The sequence below is a fragment of the Achromobacter sp. Marseille-Q4954 genome (assembly GCF_943737025.1).
In the GTDB taxonomy this organism is placed as follows: Bacteria; Pseudomonadota; Gammaproteobacteria; order Burkholderiales; family Burkholderiaceae_B; genus Achromobacter; species Achromobacter bronchisepticus_A.
This window is the reverse complement of the sequence record NZ_CALSFQ010000001.1, coordinates 1,548,610-1,564,787: the sequence shown is the minus strand read 5'-3', so window position 1 is coordinate 1,564,787 and position 16,178 is coordinate 1,548,610. Positions and strand designations below refer to the sequence as shown.

The window sequence follows — 16,178 nt, the reverse complement described above, 5'->3', positions numbered from 1 at the left end:
GCGTGCGCAACTATATTTTTTGGGCAAGAAAAAACCCGCCGGATCAGGGCGGGTCTTGGTGACTGCGTGGCGTATCTATCAGTTGCGCACGTAGTAGATGCGCATCGCCTGCTGCTTCTGGGCGCCGTCCATTACGCGCAGCACCACGACCTTGGCCGTGAAGCCGTCGGGCAGCTTCAGCTGGCCCAGCGCGTAGTCGTAACGGTCGACGTTCAGGGCGGGGCCTTCCGGCGTGACGGTGGCGGCGCGGCCGTTGGGGTAGGTACCGTCGATGGAGAAGGTCAGCGTGCCCTTGAACGGCGCGCCCTGGCGGTCCTCGCGCATGACCAGCACCTGGTAGTCCAGCAGGCCGGGCGCGCGCTTGAAGGTGGCCGAGCGGATGCCCAGGTTGCCGCCGCGCGGATCGGCCGGCATGGCGTCCTGGAACAGCACCAGTTCCTTGTTCAGCGTTTCGATCTTGCTGCGGGCTTCTGCAAGGTCGGAAGTCAGCTTTTCATGGCCGGACTTGTTGGCGTCGCGTTGTTGCGTGGCTTCCTCGAGCTGGCTTTGCAGGCGCTGGCGTTCCAGGTTGGCGGTGCTCAGTTCGCTGTGCAGCTGCTCGGACTGTTCCACGGTCAGGCGTTGCGGGCCGTAGTTGGTCTGCAGGAAGAGCACGCCGCCGGCGCCCAGGGCGATGCCCACCAGCAGCAGGACCAGCCAGCGCGGCATGCGGCGCGTGCGTTGGCCGGGCTGGTACACGGAGGGCTTGAATACAGCCCGTTGCGATCTTCCAAACATCCCCATTCCTAGAAAACTTCCTGTGTGTTTGCTCGCCCGCACGCTGCGCGCGCAGGTCAAAGCGCTAGAGAATACCCCGTTAGCCGGGACCGTTGGGTGCGCGGACAAGCCTGGTTGCGCACCTTGATATTGTGAAATATGTGGGTGTCAGCGGACCCGGCGGTTGAGCTCGGCGTCCAGGTCCGCCAGCCGCTGCGGCGTGCCGACATCCGTCCATTCGCCTGCGTGGCGCGCGCCGCGCGCCAGGCCGCGGGCCATGGCCTGCCGGAGCAAGGGCGCCAGAGGCGCCGCCGCGCCCCGGGGGACGTCGGCGAACAACGAGGGATGGTAGACGCCGATACCCGCAAAGGTCAAACGAGGTTCGCCCTGGGCATGCACGCTGCCGTCGGCAGCCAGGCGGAAATCGCCGGCCGGATGCTGGGGCGGGTTATCCACCAGCAGCAGCCAGGCGCTGCTCCCGGGCAGGGCGCGCGCCAGGCCGGTGGCCGCGGCGGGATCCCAGTCGCACCAGACGTCGCCGTTGACGACCAGGAAGGGCTCGTCGCCGAGCAGCGGCAGCGCCTGGACGATGCCGCCCGCGGTTTCCAGCGCGGAGGCTTCGGCCGAATAGCGGATCCGCACGCCATGCGCGCTGCCGTCGCCCAACGCCCGTTCGATTTCGTGGCCGAGCCAGGCGTGGTTGATGACGATGTCGCGGATGCCTGCGGCCGCCAGCCGCCGCAGGTGCCAGACGATCAGCGGCTGGCCGCCCACGGACAGCAGGGGCTTGGGCAAGCGGTCGGTGAGGGGGCGCATGCGTTCGCCGCGTCCCGCGGCGAGGATCATGGCCCGCATCAGAACGTGTACCCGACACTGACCTGGCGGTTTTCCAGCTGGTCCAGCAGGCGCAGCAGGGGCGTGAAGACGCCATAGCGCTGGGCCACCTGGCGGACGTAGCCGCTGACGCGCGGCATGTGAGCCTGGTAGTGCGCCTTGCCGTCGCGATGATGCAGCCGGGCGAACACGCCCAGGATGCGCAGGTTGCGCTGCAGGCCCATCCACTCGTAGGCGCGGTGGAATTCGGCGAAATCCGAGTCCACCGGCAGGCCGGCCGCCCGCGCCATTTCCCAGTAGCGGATGGCCCAGTCCAATTGCTGGGGTTCTTCCCAGGTCGTGCGGGCATCCGTCACCAGGGAGGCCAGGTCATAAGTGATGGGGCCGGCCAACGCATCCTGGAAGTCGATGATGCCCGGGTTGGGGCCGTACTGCGGCCGGTCGCAGACCATCAGGTTGGGCGAATGGTAGTCGCGGTGCACCAGCACCTGGGCCTGTCCGCCGTTGCTGGCGGACAGCAAGGCAAAGATCTTTTCCAGCGCGTTTGCGGTCTTGTCGTCCAGCGTCACGCCGTGATGCTTCTGCACGTACCACTCGGGGAAAAGCTTGAGCTCGTCGGCCAGGCGGGCGGTGTCATAAGCGCCCAGGCCGGCAGTGGAGGCCTGCTGCAGGCGGACCAGGGCGGCCAGGGCCTCGCGATACAACGTCTGCAGTTCGCTGTCCGGCAGTCCGGCCTGAATGCGCTGGTAATAGGTCTGTTCACCCAGGTCGGACAACAGCAGCAGGCCCTGGTCCAGATCCTGTTCCAGCACGGCGGGCACGTTCAGGCCGACATCCGCCAGCAAACGGTCCACGTGCAGGAAGGGGCGGCAATCCTCGTGCGCGGGCGGGGCGTCCATGACTATCAAGGTGCGTACGCCGGCGTCCAGCCTGAAATAGCGGCGGAAGCTGGCGTCGGCGGACGCCGGGCGCAGCGTGTCGATGGCCAGGTTCAGGCTGGCGGGCAGGCCGCCCAGCCAGTGGCGGATCTGCTCCAGGCGGGGGTCGTGATCGTTTTTCAAGGAAGATCCGTGTCAGAAAGGCAATATTGCTGAGAATTGTGTCCCGGGCACATAAGTCTGGGCCTATGGCGCGGCTTCTCTATAATACCGGCTCGTTTCCGTTAGCATTGGCCCTTCGTGGGTGCCGGTGTCGCGTTCCCACCATCGTCAAAAAGGGCTGTTTTCACTCGTGCGCAAGGTTCGATGGTTGATCCTCTCTGCTGTCAGTGTCGCCGCCGGAGCCGTCCAGGCCCAAGGCAGCCAGGGCAGCGCTCCCGCCGCGTCGTCGACCTCGGCGACTCCCGTGTTGCGCACTTCGCCGGGCTTGCGGATCCACCGCTTGCCGGACGACAGCATTCCCGCCTTCATGGAGGCGGACACCATCGATGGCGATCCTGATTCGGATCTGACCCTGACCGGCAACGCCCAGGTGCGCCGCATCGACAGCGTGATCAAGGGCGACCGCATCAACTACCGCAAGGACACCGGCGAAGTCGACGTCCAGGGTAGCGCGCGCATGATGCGCGACGGCACCCTGGTGATCGGGCCGAGCGCCAAGTTCAACGTCGACAAGTCCTCGGGTGAGGTCGAAAAGCCCAATTTCTGGATGGGCGCCAACGGCGGCTTTGCCGTCGCCGAGCATGCGGACATCTTCAGCCGGTCGCAGATGCGGCTGCAAACCGTGACGTACAGCGGCTGCGCCTGCGAAACGCCGTCCTGGTACATCAAGGCCAAGACCGTCGACATCGACTTCGACGAAAACGAAGGCGTGGCGCGCAGCGGCGTGCTGTATTTCAAGGACGTGCCCATCCTGGCGTCGCCTTATATGACCTTTCCGGTCAAGAAGGAGCGCAAGTCGGGCTTCCTGATGCCGACGTATGGCACGACCAGCCAGGGCGGTCTCGATTTTTCGATTCCGTATTACCTGAATCTGGCGCCGAACTATGACATGACCGTGCAGCCGCGCTACTTCTCCAAGCGCGGGCTGCAGTTGGGGGGTGAGTTCCGCTATCTCGGCTACGGCTACAGCGGCATCATGGATGGCGCCTACCTGCCCAACGACAAGCTGACCGACAGCGACCGTTGGATGTACTGGTGGCGCCACCAGCAGATGCTGCCTTATGGGTTCTATGCGGACTGGGATGTCGCGAAGGTATCGGATGACAACTATTTTCGCGATATTTCCCAACTGGGTTTGAATCAGGCCTCGACGACATATCTGCCACAACGCGCACGCGTGGGCTGGTCGTCCGCGTCCGGTTACTGGAGTGCATACGCGCAAGTCTACAAGTACCAGACGCTGCAGGATCCCGATGCGCCACTGCTGCCTCCTTATGACAAGGAGCCGGAGCTTTTCTTCCGGGGCGCACGTTATGACTGGGGCGGTCTTGACGTTGACTGGACCTCCACAGCTGTGCGTTTCCGCAGGTCTTTATTCGAAGGTGAGCGCAAAGGCCCCAACGGCGACCGCTTCCAGACCTATCCCACGGTTTCCTACCCCATCGTCAAGCCTGGCTGGTTCATCGTTCCCAAGGCAGGCGTCAATTACACCCAGTACAACACCGACTGGTACGACCTGAGCCCGGGGACGCCGCGTTCGCAATCCCGATCGGTGCCGATCCTGTCCCTGGATTCGGGGTTGGTCTTCGAACGCGACACCTCGCTGTTCGGCAAGGCATCCACGCAGACCCTGGAGCCGCGTCTGTACTACCTGTACGTGCCGTACCGCGACCAGTCCAAACTGCCTGTCTACGACACCTCTTTGGCTGATTTCAGCTTTTCGCAGGCGTTCGAAGAGAACATCTATACCGGCGGCTGGGACCGCATCGCCAACGCCAACCAACTAACCGCGGCGTTGACGACGCGCTGGCTGGACGCCAACACCGGTTTCGAGCGCATGTCGCTGGGCATCGCGCAGCGGCTGTACTTTGCAGACCAGAAGGTCACGTTGCCTGGCGAGGTACCGCGCGAGAATGTGCGTTCCGACTTCCTCCTGGGCGCGAGCGCGGCCCTGACCGATACGCTAAGCACCGAGATCGCCGCGCAATACAACCCCTACGACAGCAACTGGTCGCGCGGCCTGGTCAGCGCGCGCTGGTCGCCGCAGCGCTTGACGACGGTGGCCGTGTCGTACCGCTACCAACGCGATCCTCAACCCGGCGTTCAGTATCAGGCGCAGGGGCAGAACCAGGTGAGCCTGGCCATGCAGTGGCCGTTCTCCAAGCGCTGGTACGGCGTCGGGCGGGTGGACTACTCGCTGCGCAACGGTCCGTCCAGCACGGTGGCCGGCACAACGGATTCGCCACGTGTCACGCAGGCCATTGCCGGCCTGGAGTACAAGGGAGATTGCTGCTGGGTGGGCCGCATGGTCTACCAGCGATATGCGGTCTCCGCCACGGACGCCAACTCGGCACTATTCTTCCAGCTTGAGCTGACCGGTCTGGGTTCCCTGGGAACCGACCCGATGAATCTGCTGAACAGAAGTATCCCCGGCTACTCGCGCATTACGCCGCCTGTGCCCACCGGGACCACATTTGAAAGGTATGAATGATGCGTAGGTTGCACTCTTTGCGCCGCCTCTCCGGCAATGCGCTGCTATTGGCCGTGTGCGCCGGCTTGCCCCTGGCCCATGCGGCCGAGCAGGGCGGCAAGGCCGCGAACAATGGCGCCAAGCCGAATTCCGCTGCGCAAAAAAACGCCGCGCCCGCGCCGCAGCGCGAGCAGTTCGTCGACGGGATTGCCGCAGTCGTGGACAAGGACGTGATCACGCTGCGCGAACTGCGCGATGCGTCCTTGCGCATTTCAGGCGAATTGAAGTCCCGCGGCATCCAGGTGCCCGATGACCAGACCCTGCAACACCAGGTGTTGCAACGTCTGATCATGGAGCGCGTGCAGCGCCATGAAGCGGATCGCCTGGGCATACGCGTGGATGACGCGCAAATCGACCAAGCGATCCAGACCATTGCGTCCCGCAATAAGATTACCGTGGCTCAGTTGCGCCAGGAAATCGAAAAATCCGGCACCAGCTGGGACGGCTACCGCAAGGCGCTGCGCGATGAGATCCGCACGGATCGTCTGCGCCAACGCGCGGTGGATTCCACCATCGTGATTTCGGATGCCGAAGTCGACGCCTTCCTGAAGGATCAGCGCCGCAATCCGGCATTCGGCGCGGCACCGCAGGCGGCCCCGCAACCGCAGGCTCAGCCGCAGCCAGAACCGCAGCAGGCAGCCGCGCCCTCGGGCCCGATGCTCTATGCCCTGGCCCAGATCCTGGTGCGCGTGCCTGAAGGTTCGTCGCCCGAGCAACTGGCCGCGCTGCGCAAGAAGGCCGAAGGCCTGCTGGCGCAAGCCAAGCGCGGCGACGACTTCGCCAGCCTGGCTGCCGCGGCCTCGGACGGCCCGGAAGCCCTGCAAGGCGGCGTCATGGGCGTGCGCCCGCTGGACGGCTGGCCCGACCTGTTCGTACAGGCCGTCGGCAACTTGCAGAAAGGCCAGGTCAGCGGCCTGATCCAGAGCGGCAACGGTTTCCACATCATCAAGGTGATGGACCGCGGCACCGCCCAGCCGGCGCCCGCCCGCACGGCCCGCGCCCCGGCGCCGGCCCAGGCGCCGCAACCTGCCGCCGCGCCGGCGCAGGCGCCTGCGCATCAAGGTCCGGTGGAAGTGATGCAGACCCGCGCACGCCACATCCTGATCAAGACCTCCACCGTCATGAGCGACGAAATGGCGCGTCAGCGCCTGGAGCAGGTGCGCCAGCGCCTGGTGAGCGGCGGCGCCAAGTTCGAGGACATGGCGCGGCAGTATTCGCAGGACGCGACCGCTCCGCAAGGTGGCGAGCTGGGCTGGTTGAACCCGGGCGAAACTGTGCCGCCGTTCGAGGCTGCCATGAACGCCCTGAAGCCGGGTGAAATCAGCCAGCCGGTGCAATCGCCTTTCGGCTGGCACCTGATCGAAGTGGAAGAGCGCCGCCAGCACGACGCCACCGACGACATGGCCCGCATGAAGGCACGCCAGATTCTGTTCGAACGCCGTGCCCAGCCCGCTTTCGAGGATTGGCTGGAGCAGCTGCGTGCCCAGGCGTACATCGACAATCGTCTGGAAAAGCAGCAGAAGATCCAGCAGAACAACCGCTAAACGCATTACAGGCTTTACATGTCCCAGCACCAGGCGCGCAAGCGCTTTGGCCAGAACTTCCTGACCGACGAGAGCGTGGTCGAGTCCATCGTCCGGGCGGTTTCGCCCGCCCGCGACGATACCGTGGTCGAGATCGGCCCGGGCTTGTCCGCGCTTACCCGGCCGTTGCTCGAACGCCTGGATCACTTGACGGCGGTCGAGATCGACCGCGACCTGGCGGCGCGCCTGCGCAAGCAGTTCGACGCCAGCCGCCTGACCGTGGTCGAGGCCGACGCGCTGACGGTGGATTTTTCCCAGTTCGGACCCGCGCTGCGCGTGGTGGGAAACCTGCCCTACAACATCTCCAGCCCGCTGCTGTTCCATCTGATGACCTGGGCCGATCACGTCCGCGACCAGCATTTCATGCTGCAGCGGGAAGTGATCGACCGGATGGTCGCGCAGCCCGGTTCGGGCGACTTCAGCCGCCTGTCGGTGATGCTGCAGTCGCGCTACCGCATGCACAAGCTGTTCGACGTGCCGCCGGAAGCCTTCGATCCGCCGCCCAAGGTGGTGTCGGCGATCGTGCGCATGGTGCCCTTGCCGGCGGATCGTTTGCGTCCGGTCAGCGAGCGGGCCTTCGAAACGGTGGTGGCGCGGGCATTCTCGCAGCGGCGCAAGATGCTGCGCCGGGTGCTGGCGGACTGGGCGCCGCAAGTGCCCTGGGAAGCGCTGGACATCGCGCCCACGGCGCGCGCCGAGGATATTTCGGTGGACCGGTATATCCGCCTGGCAGATGCGCTGGTGGCGGCCGGCGTGCTGCAGGCCGAGTGACGTCGGACCCCGAAATCAAAAAGCCCGCGCAAGCGGGCTTTTTTACGTGGATGCCTACAGCATGCGTTTCTGCGCGCTCATCCATAGCTGCATGACGTCGCGGGCGCGGTCGGCCAGCAATTTTTCGGCGTCGGTGAGCGCCTGCTGCAGCGTGATGGGGCCCGGCGCCAGGCTGAAGGCGGCGCTGATGCCGCAGGCGTGCAGCGCTTCGTAGCCTTCGCCGAGCGAGCCGGCCAGCGCCACCACGGGCACGCCGGCGCGCTGCGCGATTTTTGCCACGCCGGCAGGGGTCTTGCCGCGCAGGGTCTGCGCGTCCATGCGGCCTTCGCCCGTGAACACCAGGGTCGCACCCTCGATCGCCTGGGCCAGGCCGCCCAGTTCCGCCACGATCTCCACGCCGGGCCGGAATTGCGCATTGAGGAAAGCCTTGGCCGCGAACCCCAGACCGCCCGCCGCGCCCGCGCCCGGGTGGTCGCGGTGATCGGCCCCCAGGTGCCTGGCGCACACGTCGGCGAAATTCGTCAGCATCTGATCCAGGACCAGCACCTGTTCAGGCGTCGCGCCCTTTTGCGGGCCGAATACATGCGAGGCGCCCTGCGGACCGCACAAAGGGTTGTCCACGTCGGAGGCGATGTCGATGCGGATCCCGGTCAGGCGCGGGTCGAGGCCGCGGGTGTCGATGCTGGCCAGCTTGCCCAGCGCGCCGCCGCCGGGCGGCAGGCTGCGGCCATCCGCGTCCAGCAGGCGCACGCCCAGGGCCGTCAGCATGCCTGCGCCCGCGTCGTTGGTGGCAGAGCCGCCCAGGCCCAGGATGATGCGCGTGGCGCCCGCGTTCAGGGCGGCCAGCATCAGTTCGCCCACGCCGTGGCTGCTGGCGCGCATGGGATCGCGCCTGGAAGGCGCGATCAGTTCCAGACCCGCTGCCGCAGCCATCTCGATCACCGCCGTGCCGTCCTCCAGCAAGCCCCAGACGGCGTCGACCTTGTAGCCCAAGGCATCGTTCACCGTCAGCTGGCATTCCTTGCCGCCGGTCGCAGCGAGCACGGCTTCGACCGTGCCTTCGCCGCCGTCGGCCATCGGAATGCATACCGTGTGGGCGCCGGGAACAGCGGCCTTCACGCCGCGGGCAATCGCTGCTGCGGCATCGGGAGCGGACACGCTTTCTTTGAAAGAGTCGGGGGCGATGACGATTTTCACGGGTTCAGTCGAGCTCGTTTTTCGGTTGAGGTGATGCCCATGATACCTGCGCGGGCGCGGCCGGCGTACCATAGCGTTTTTGTTGTTTTAGCGAGAGTGGATCGTCATGCCCGTATTGCGCCGCACCAAAATTGTCGCCACCCTGGGACCTTCGACTTCGACGCCTGAACGCATAGAAGCGCTGATCCGCGCGGGCCTGGACGTGGCCCGCCTGAACTTCTCGCACGGCAGCGCGGACGACCATCGCGAGCGCGCCCGCATGGTGCGCGAGATCGCCGCCAAGCAGGGCCGCTTCGTCGCCATCATGGGCGACCTGCAAGGCCCCAAGATCCGTATCGCGCGCTTCAAGGACAAACTGGTCCAGCTGCAGATCGGCCAGCCGTTCACGCTGTCGCGCGTGCATCCCAAGGAAGAGGGCACGGCCAGCATCGTGGGCATCGATTACCCCGAACTGGTGCAGGACTGCCGCGTCGGCGACGAGCTGCTGCTGGATGACGGCCGCGTGGTGCTGGTGGTGGACAGCGTCGAAGGCGACGAGGTCCACACCACCGTGACGGTGGGCGGTCCGCTGTCGAACAACAAGGGCATCAACCGCCGCGGCGGCGGCCTGTCCGCGCCCAGCCTGACCGACAAGGACCGTGTCGACATCAAGCTGGCCGCCGAGATGGAACTTGACTACGTGGCCGTGTCGTTTCCGCGCTATGGCAGCGATATCGACGAGGCGCGCACGCTGCTGGCGGCCGCCGGCAGCCAGGCCTGGATCATCGCCAAGATCGAACGCGCCGAAGCCGTGGCCGACGACGAAGCGCTGGACGCGCTGATCCGCGCCAGCGACGGCGTGATGGTGGCGCGCGGCGACCTGGGCGTGGAAGTGGGCGATGCCGAACTCGTCGGCATCCAGAAGCGCATCATCCAGCACGCGCGCACCCTGAACAAGGTCGTCATCACCGCGACGCAGATGATGGAGTCGATGATCTCCAGCCCCATGCCCACGCGCGCCGAAGTGTCCGACGTGGCCAACGCGGTGCTGGACTACACCGACGCCGTCATGCTGTCGGCGGAAAGCGCGTCGGGCCAGTATCCCGTGGAAACCGTGCAGGCCATGGCCCGCGTCTGCCTGGGCGCGGAAAAGCACCCGACCTCGACCAAGTCGCATCACCGCCTGGGCGAGACCTTCACGCGCTGCGACGAGACCATCGCGCTGGCGGCCATGTACGCGGCCAACCATTTCCCCGGCGTCAAGGCCATCATCTCGCTGACCGAAAGCGGCCACACGCCGCTGATCATGTCGCGCATCCGCTCGGGCGTGCCGATCTACTGCTACAGCCCGCACAGCATCACGCAAAACCGCGTGGCCATGTTCCGCGGCGTCTACACGATTCCGTTCGCGCCGTCGGACTACGAGCCTGCCGATTTGAGCAACGCCGCCATCGATGAACTGCGCAAGCGCAACCTGGTGCAGACCGGCGACTGGGTGATCCTGACCAAGGGCGACTTCTACCGCGACAGCGGCGGCACCAACGGCATGAAGATCCTGCTGGTGGATTGATACGGCGGGGCGGGGAGCGCCACCCTGGCGCTTCCCGCCGCCGCGCGGCGGCTTTCAGCCGAAGAACCAGTAGCACACGCCGATGGCCGCCAGCACGCCGGCCAGATCGGCGATCAGGGCGCAGCCCACCGCGTGGCGCGCCCGCAATATGCCCACCGATCCGAAATACACCGCCAGCACGTAGAAGGTGGTTTCGGTGCTGCCTTGCACCACCGCGGCCAGCAGCGCGGGGAAGCTGTCCACGCCGAAATGCGTCATGGTTTCCAGCATCATGGCGCGCGCCGCGCTGCCCGAGAAGGGCTTGACCAGGGCCGTCGGCAAGGCGTCCACGAAGCGCGTGTCCCAGCCGGCCTGCACCGCCAGCCAGCGGATGCCGTCCAGCAGGAAATCCAGCGCGCCCGAGGCGCGCAGCACGCCCACCGCGCACAGCATCGCGACCAGATAGGGCAGCAGGCTCTTGGCAATGTCGAAGCCTTCCTTGGCGCCTTCGATGAAGGCCTCGTAGACCGGCACCTTCTTCCAGGCGCCCGCCACCAGGAAGGCGATCAGGATGCCGAACAGGACCAGGTTGCCCAGCAGCGACGACAGCGAGGCGATGGCCGCCGCCGACATGCTGGCCAGCAAGGCCATGAATCCGCCCATGAGCAGCGCCGCGCCGCCCAGCCAAAGCATGACCACGGGATCGATGAGGCGCAGCCGCTGGCAGGCCGCCACGGCCAGGAACCCGGCCAGGGTCGATGCGCTGGTGGCCAGCAGAATGGGCAGGAACACCAGCGTCGGGTCCGGCGCGCCTTGCTGCGCGCGGAACATGAACAGCGTCACCGGCAGCAGGGTCAGCGATGAGGCATTCAGCACCAGGAACAGGATCTGCGCGTTGCTGGCGGTTTCGGGCGTGGGATTGAGCGACTGCAATTCGCGCATGGCGCGCAGCCCGATGGGCGTGGCGGCGTTGTCCAGGCCCAGTCCGTTGGCGGCGAAGTTCAGCGTGATCAAGCCGATGGCCGGGTGGTTGCGCGGCACGCCCGGCATCAGGCGCGCGAACAGCGGTCCCAGCACGTGCGCCAGCTTTTCCACCAGGCCCGCGCCTTCGGCGATGCGCAGAAAGCCCAGCCACAGCGTCAGCGTGCCGAACAGCAGCACCATCACTTCCACGGACACGCGGGCCATGTCGAACAGGCTGGCGACCATCATGCGGAAGACTTCGGGATCGCCGATGACCAGCCAGCGGTACAGCGCCGCCGCGGCCGCGGTAAGGAAAAAGCCCAGCCAGAGTTTGTTCAGCATGCGGAGACTGCCCGGATAGCGATGGATTGCGCGCTGCGCGCCGAGGCCCATTGTCGCAGAGTCGGCAGGCCGCAGCTTGGCCCGGCGCCGCCAATTCTGGTACTTTGACCTGATACGCCCTGGAGCCTGGGGCCATAACAGTGAGGAACACTCATGGACTTCAACGCGTGGCGCCGGCGCCGCATCTCGGAACCTGCTTACCGCTGGGCGCGCAACGCGCTGCCCGCCATGTCGGCGACGGAGCGCGAAGCCATCGAGGCCGGAGACACCTGGTGGGATGCGGATCTGTTCACCGGCAATCCCGACTGGCGCAAGCTGCTGGACGTGCCGGCAGCCACGTTGACCGCGGACGAGCAGCGCTTCATAGATGGCCCGCTGGCACGGCTTTGCGCCATGCTGGACGAATGGGACATCACCTGGAACCGGCGCGACCTGCCGCCCGAGGTATGGGACTTCCTGAAGGCCGAACGCTTCTTCGGCATGATCATTCCGCGGCGCTACGGCGGCCTGGGCTTTTCACCCTACGCGCACTCCGAGGTCGTGCGGCGCATCTCGGCCTATTCCATTACCGCGGGCGTTACCGTGATGGTGCCCAACTCGCTGGGGCCGGGCGAACTGCTGATGCAGTTCGGCACCCCGGCGCAGCGCGACTACTGGCTGCCGCGGCTGGCGGACGGGCGCGAGGTGCCTTGCTTCGGCCTGACCAGTCCCGAGGCCGGCTCGGACGCCGCGTCCATGGTGGACACGGGCGTGGTCTGCCGCCAGGTGGTCGACGGGCGCGAACTGATCGGAATCCGGCTCAACTGGCACAAGCGCTACATCACGCTGGGGCCGGTGGCGACCGTGCTGGGCCTGGCTTTCAAGCTGTCGGACCCCGACGGCATCCTGGGCGGCGCCAAGGACATCGGCATATCGGTCGCGCTGGTGCCGACCGAAGCGCCCGGCGTGGAGATCGGGCGCCGCCACCTGCCCGCCATGCAGGTCTTCCAGAACGGCCCCAACCGCGGACGCGACGTGTTCGTGCCGCTGGATGCGCTGATCGGCGGCGCAGAACGCGCCGGCCATGGCTGGCAGATGCTGATGAGCGCGCTGGCGGCGGGGCGGGGCATTTCCCTGCCTTCGCTATCGGCCGCCGCCGCCGCGATGTGCGCGCACACCACGGGCATGTATGCCCGAGTGCGCGAACAGTTCGGCATTCCCGTGGGCAAGTTCGAAGGCGTGCAGGAAGGGCTGGCCCGGCTGGCTGGCAATGCCTATCTGGTCGAAGCCGCCCGGCGCCTGACCTGCGCCGCGCTGAACCAGGGCGTCAAGCCGGCGGTGGTCTCGGGCATCATGAAGTACCACGCCACCGAGCGCATGCGCGGCTCGGTCAACGACGCGATGGACATCCATGCCGGCCGCGCCGTCATCGACGGTCCCAGCAACTACCTGGGCGCGCTGTACCGCGCCGTGCCCATCGCCATCACGGTCGAGGGCGCCAACATCCTGACGCGCAACCTGATCATCTTCGGCCAGGGCGCGATCCGCGCCCACCCTTACCTGATGCCGGAAATCCTGGCGCTGGGCAACCCCGACGAAGACCGCGGCATGGAGGTCTTCCACGACGTGTTCTGGCGCCATCTGCGCCACACGGGCATCAACGCGCTGCGGGCCATCGGCCGCGCCTGGACTGGCGGAGTGCTGGCGCCTGCGCCTTCATCCGGCCCCGTGGCCGGCCACTACCGGCGGCTGGGCCGCTATGCCTCGGGCTTCGCGCTGCTGGCCGATGCCACGCTGGCGCAACTGGGCGGGGGGCTGAAGCGCCGCGAGATGATCTCCGCCCGTCTGGGCGACATCCTGTCCGAGCTGTATCTGCAGTCGGCGGTGCTCAAACGCTGGGAAGACGAGGGCCGCAAGCACGACGACCTGCCGCTGGTGCATTGGTGCCTGGAGCAGGGCTACGCCAGCATCGAGAAAGGCATGGACCAGGTCTTGCGCAACCTGCCGGGCCGCGTGTTGTCATGGGGGCTGCGCACAGCCATCCTGCCGTTGCGCCTGGCCAAGGGGCCGAGCGACGCCTTGACGCGGGAATGCGCGGAACTGCTGCTCAAGCCTTCGCCCACGCATGTGCGCCTGGCGGCCGACCTGCATCGCGAGGCCGGCGCCGCCGGCGACGATCCGGTGGGTCTCCTGACCCGCGCCTTCGCGCTGGCGGACGCGGTGCAGCCGCTGCGCGACCGCCTGCGCCAGTCCGGCGTGCGCGATTGGCGTGAAGCCCACCAGCGCGGCGCCATTACCGACGCGCAGGCGGCCTCGCTGCAAGAGGCCGAAGCGCTGGTGTCGCGGGTGTTGCAGGTGGACGATTTCGCGCCTGAAGAGCTGTCGCCGCAGGCCGCCAAGGCGGGTTCGGGAGAGGCGTAGGGAAGAGACGCAAGCTCCCGCAAGGCGGGAGCAAGGCCTTAGTCGTCCTGGTTCGGATCCATGTCGGGGAACAGGATTTCAGTGAACCCGAATTTGCTGAAGTCCTGGATGCGCGACGGGTAGAGCCGGCCGATCAGGTGGTCGCATTCGTGCTGCACCACCCGGGCGTGAAACCCCTCGGCCTCGCGCTCGATGAGCTGGCCGTAGGGATCGCGCCCGCTGTAGCGGATGTGGCGGTAGCGCGGCACCACGCCGCGCAGGCCCGGCACCGACAGGCAGCCTTCCCAGCCGTCTTCCATTTCGTCAGACAGCGGCGTGATGACCGGATTGCACAGAATGGTCTGCGGGACGGCGGGCGCGTCCGGATAGCGCTCGTTGCGGTCGAAGCCGAAGATCACCAGCTGCAGGTCCACGCCGATCTGCGGCGCGGCCAGGCCCACCCCTTGCGCGGCGGCCATGGTTTCGAACATGTCGTCGATCAGCGCGTGCAGCTCGGGCGTGTCGTAGCGTTCCACGGGCGCGGCCACGCGCAACAGCCGCGGATCGCCCATTTTCAGGATGGTGTGGATCATGGAATGTCTTCCTGGCGTCGGCCGCGCGGGGGGCTCAGTCCTGGCGGCCCTTTTTCTGGATGAACTCGATCTTGTAGCCATCGGGGTCTTCGACAAAGGCGATGACGGTCTTGCCGTGCTTCATCGGGCCGGCTTCGCGCGTGACCTTGCCGCCTTTTTCCTTGACCTTGTCACAGGCCTCGTAGGCGTTGTCGACTTCCAGGGCGATGTGGCCGTAGCCGGTGCCCAGGTCGTACTTGTCCGTGTCCCAGTTGTGGGTCAGTTCGATGACGGCGCCTTCGGATTCGTCCTGGTAGCCGACGAAGGCCAGCGTGAACTTGCCCTCGGGGTAGTCATTGCGGCGCAGCACGCGCATGCCGAGCACGTTGGTGTAGAAGTCGATGGACTTGTCGAGGTTGCCGACTCGCAGCATGGTGTGGAGCATACGCATGGGATGTTTTCCTTAAGCGGTGAGGGGGAGCGGGAAGAATCCGCCGCTGCCGGCGGCTTCCCGGGTGATGCCGATGTCGCGCAGCGCGCCGCCCATGGCGTCGACTGCCTGCCGCATCTGGTCGGGCCCGAAGGCGCCGATGCAGCCGACCCGGAACGAAGGTTGTTCGGTGTTGTAGAAGTTGCTGAGCACGTAGCCGCGGCGCTTGAGGGCGTCCACGAACAATTGCAGGTTCCAGGTCGGCGCGTCAGGGGCGCGGACGTTGACGACGATGGGGCCCTGCAGGGCAGGCGTCAGGTAAGGCGCCAGGCCCAGCTCCCTGACGCCATCATATAGCGTGCGCATGTTGGCGGTGTAGCGTGCCAGGCGGGCCTCGCGGCCTTCTTCGCGGTGCAGTTCCAGCGCCACGGCCAGCGCCGCCAGCGTGGGGGCGGGCGGCGTGAAACGCGGGCCGGCATTGGGCTGCAGGCTTTGCTGGTAGATGTCGGCCAGGTCCAGCGACCAGCTGCCGGCGACGCCGCGCGCCGCTTCCAGGCTGTCGCGCCGCGCCACCACGAAGGCGGCGCCGGGCATGCCTTCCAGGCACTTGTTGGCGGTCAGCACCACCGCTTCCACGGCGGGCAGGGCGCGCAGCTCCAGGGGCAGCGCGCCGAAGGCGGACACGGCGTCGACGATGACGCGGCGGCCGAGTCCGTGCGCGATGCGCGCGAGTTCAGGCACGTCATGGCAGATGCCGCTGCCGGTTTCGCTGTAGACCAGCGCCAGGTGCGTGAGCGTGGGATCCTGTTCCAGGGCGTGGGCGACCGCCAGCGGATCGATCCGCTCGGTGGGGCCGACGGGCAGCGGCACGGCGACGCGGCCGGCATCGCCGGCCAGCTTTTGCAGGCGGGCGGCGTAGGCGCCGGTGGAGGGGGCCAGCAGGCGACCGCCGGCGGGGATGAAGCTGCGGATCGCGGCTTCCACCGCGAAGTGGCCGCAGCCCGGCAGCGCCAGCGCGGCGTGCTCGTCGGGCGACGCCAGCGCCGCGCGCAGCACGCCATCGCAGACCTGCCGGTAGGTCTGGCGGAAATCGTTGTCCCACGGCGCATAGTCTTGCGCCATGGCGGCCTTCACCCGCGCGTCGGTCGTGACCGGGCCCGGAATCAGCAGCAACATTTTCGTGTCTCCAGAAT

13 protein-coding genes are annotated in these 16,178 nt (G+C 66.9%); 5 read left to right on the top strand and 8 right to left on the bottom strand.

The window, feature by feature from the left end; translation table 11 throughout:
* Positions 1-78: 78 nt before the first annotated feature.
* From NGK62_RS07280 to NGK62_RS07270, 3 genes are all read right to left on the bottom strand, one after another.
* Entirely contained in the window at positions 79-777 is a 699-nt protein-coding gene (locus NGK62_RS07280) for a DUF6776 family protein (RefSeq protein WP_059371519.1), read from the bottom strand.
* 147 nt (positions 778-924) lie between these two features.
* Positions 925-1,611 (bottom strand): N-acetylmuramate alpha-1-phosphate uridylyltransferase MurU, encoded by a 687-nt coding sequence (gene murU / locus NGK62_RS07275; RefSeq protein ID WP_251877865.1) that lies wholly within the window; start codon positions 1,609-1,611, stop codon positions 925-927.
* Positions 1,611-2,651, bottom strand: coding sequence for an aminoglycoside phosphotransferase family protein (locus NGK62_RS07270; RefSeq protein WP_059371521.1), 1,041 nt, complete (start codon positions 2,649-2,651; stop codon positions 1,611-1,613). Before NGK62_RS07270 ends, murU begins: the two co-directional genes overlap by 1 nt.
* Positions 2,652-2,820: 169 nt before the next feature.
* Between NGK62_RS07270 and NGK62_RS07265 the strand changes: the two genes are divergently transcribed.
* Genes NGK62_RS07265 through rsmA form a run of 3 tightly spaced genes read left to right on the top strand, consistent with a single transcriptional unit; the run spans position 2,821 to position 7,574 of the window.
* Entirely contained in the window at positions 2,821-5,181 is a 2,361-nt protein-coding gene (locus tag NGK62_RS07265; protein ID WP_251877863.1) for an LPS-assembly protein LptD, read from the top strand.
* A complete protein-coding gene (locus tag NGK62_RS07260; protein WP_187774067.1) occupies positions 5,178-6,764 on the top strand; it encodes a peptidylprolyl isomerase in 1,587 nt (528 codons plus the stop codon). Before NGK62_RS07265 ends, NGK62_RS07260 begins: the two co-directional genes overlap by 4 nt.
* An 18-nt stretch (positions 6,765-6,782) precedes the next feature.
* Positions 6,783-7,574, top strand: coding sequence for a 16S rRNA (adenine(1518)-N(6)/adenine(1519)-N(6))-dimethyltransferase RsmA (gene rsmA, locus NGK62_RS07255; RefSeq protein ID WP_118932411.1), 792 nt, complete (start codon positions 6,783-6,785; stop codon positions 7,572-7,574).
* Between the two features lie 54 nt (positions 7,575-7,628).
* Here rsmA and NGK62_RS07250 read toward each other — a convergent pair whose 3' ends face one another.
* A complete protein-coding gene (locus NGK62_RS07250; RefSeq protein WP_251877861.1) occupies positions 7,629-8,771 on the bottom strand; it encodes a glycerate kinase in 1,143 nt (380 codons plus the stop codon).
* Between the two features lie 106 nt (positions 8,772-8,877).
* On the opposite strand from NGK62_RS07250, the gene pyk reads away from it, so the two are divergent.
* Entirely contained in the window at positions 8,878-10,320 is a 1,443-nt protein-coding gene (pyk, locus tag NGK62_RS07245; RefSeq protein ID WP_054457531.1) for a pyruvate kinase, read from the top strand.
* Between the two features lie 54 nt (positions 10,321-10,374).
* On the opposite strand, the gene NGK62_RS07240 is transcribed toward pyk, so the two are convergent.
* Positions 10,375-11,604 carry a spore maturation protein gene (locus NGK62_RS07240; protein WP_059371724.1) on the bottom strand — a complete coding sequence of 410 codons (1,230 nt, stop codon included), beginning with the start codon at positions 11,602-11,604 and terminating at the stop codon, positions 10,375-10,377.
* A 153-nt stretch (positions 11,605-11,757) separates the two neighbouring features.
* On the opposite strand from NGK62_RS07240, the gene NGK62_RS07235 reads away from it, so the two are divergent.
* Positions 11,758-14,004, top strand: a complete 2,247-nt coding sequence (locus tag NGK62_RS07235; protein WP_251877859.1) for an acyl-CoA dehydrogenase — start codon at positions 11,758-11,760, stop codon at positions 14,002-14,004.
* A 38-nt stretch (positions 14,005-14,042) separates the two neighbouring features.
* Here NGK62_RS07235 and def read toward each other — a convergent pair whose 3' ends face one another.
* From def to NGK62_RS07220, 3 genes are read right to left on the bottom strand one after another with little or no spacing between them, the layout of a single operon-like run.
* Positions 14,043-14,576, bottom strand: coding sequence for a peptide deformylase (gene def, locus NGK62_RS07230; RefSeq protein WP_059371527.1), 534 nt, complete (start codon positions 14,574-14,576; stop codon positions 14,043-14,045).
* A gap of 34 nt (positions 14,577-14,610) precedes the next feature.
* Positions 14,611-15,006: a lactoylglutathione lyase gene (gene gloA / locus NGK62_RS07225; protein ID WP_054457526.1), complete on the bottom strand. Its 396-nt coding sequence runs from the start codon at positions 15,004-15,006 to the stop codon at positions 14,611-14,613.
* A gap of 12 nt (positions 15,007-15,018) precedes the next feature.
* Positions 15,019-16,161 carry a 2-aminoethylphosphonate--pyruvate transaminase gene (locus NGK62_RS07220; RefSeq protein WP_251877857.1) on the bottom strand — a complete coding sequence of 381 codons (1,143 nt, stop codon included), beginning with the start codon at positions 16,159-16,161 and terminating at the stop codon, positions 15,019-15,021.
* Positions 16,162-16,178: the final 17 nt, after the last annotated feature.

What these genes read in the sequence shown, in the direction of transcription:
- NGK62_RS07280 (WP_059371519.1), bottom strand. Translation starts at nt 777, where the DNA reads ATGTTTGGAAGATCGCAACGGGCTGTATTCAAGCCCTCCGTGTACCAG.
- murU (WP_251877865.1), bottom strand. Translation starts at nt 1,611, where the DNA reads ATGCGGGCCATGATCCTCGCCGCGGGACGCGGCGAACGCATGCGCCCC.
- NGK62_RS07260 (WP_187774067.1), top strand. Translation starts at nt 5,178, where the DNA reads ATGATGCGTAGGTTGCACTCTTTGCGCCGCCTCTCCGGCAATGCGCTG.
- rsmA (WP_118932411.1), top strand. Translation starts at nt 6,783, where the DNA reads ATGTCCCAGCACCAGGCGCGCAAGCGCTTTGGCCAGAACTTCCTGACC.
- pyk (WP_054457531.1), top strand. Translation starts at nt 8,878, where the DNA reads ATGCCCGTATTGCGCCGCACCAAAATTGTCGCCACCCTGGGACCTTCG.
- NGK62_RS07240 (WP_059371724.1), bottom strand. Translation starts at nt 11,604, where the DNA reads ATGCTGAACAAACTCTGGCTGGGCTTTTTCCTTACCGCGGCCGCGGCG.
- NGK62_RS07235 (WP_251877859.1), top strand. Translation starts at nt 11,758, where the DNA reads ATGGACTTCAACGCGTGGCGCCGGCGCCGCATCTCGGAACCTGCTTAC.
- def (WP_059371527.1), bottom strand. Translation starts at nt 14,576, where the DNA reads ATGATCCACACCATCCTGAAAATGGGCGATCCGCGGCTGTTGCGCGTG.
- gloA (WP_054457526.1), bottom strand. Translation starts at nt 15,006, where the DNA reads ATGCGTATGCTCCACACCATGCTGCGAGTCGGCAACCTCGACAAGTCC.
- NGK62_RS07220 (WP_251877857.1), bottom strand. Translation starts at nt 16,161, where the DNA reads ATGTTGCTGCTGATTCCGGGCCCGGTCACGACCGACGCGCGGGTGAAG.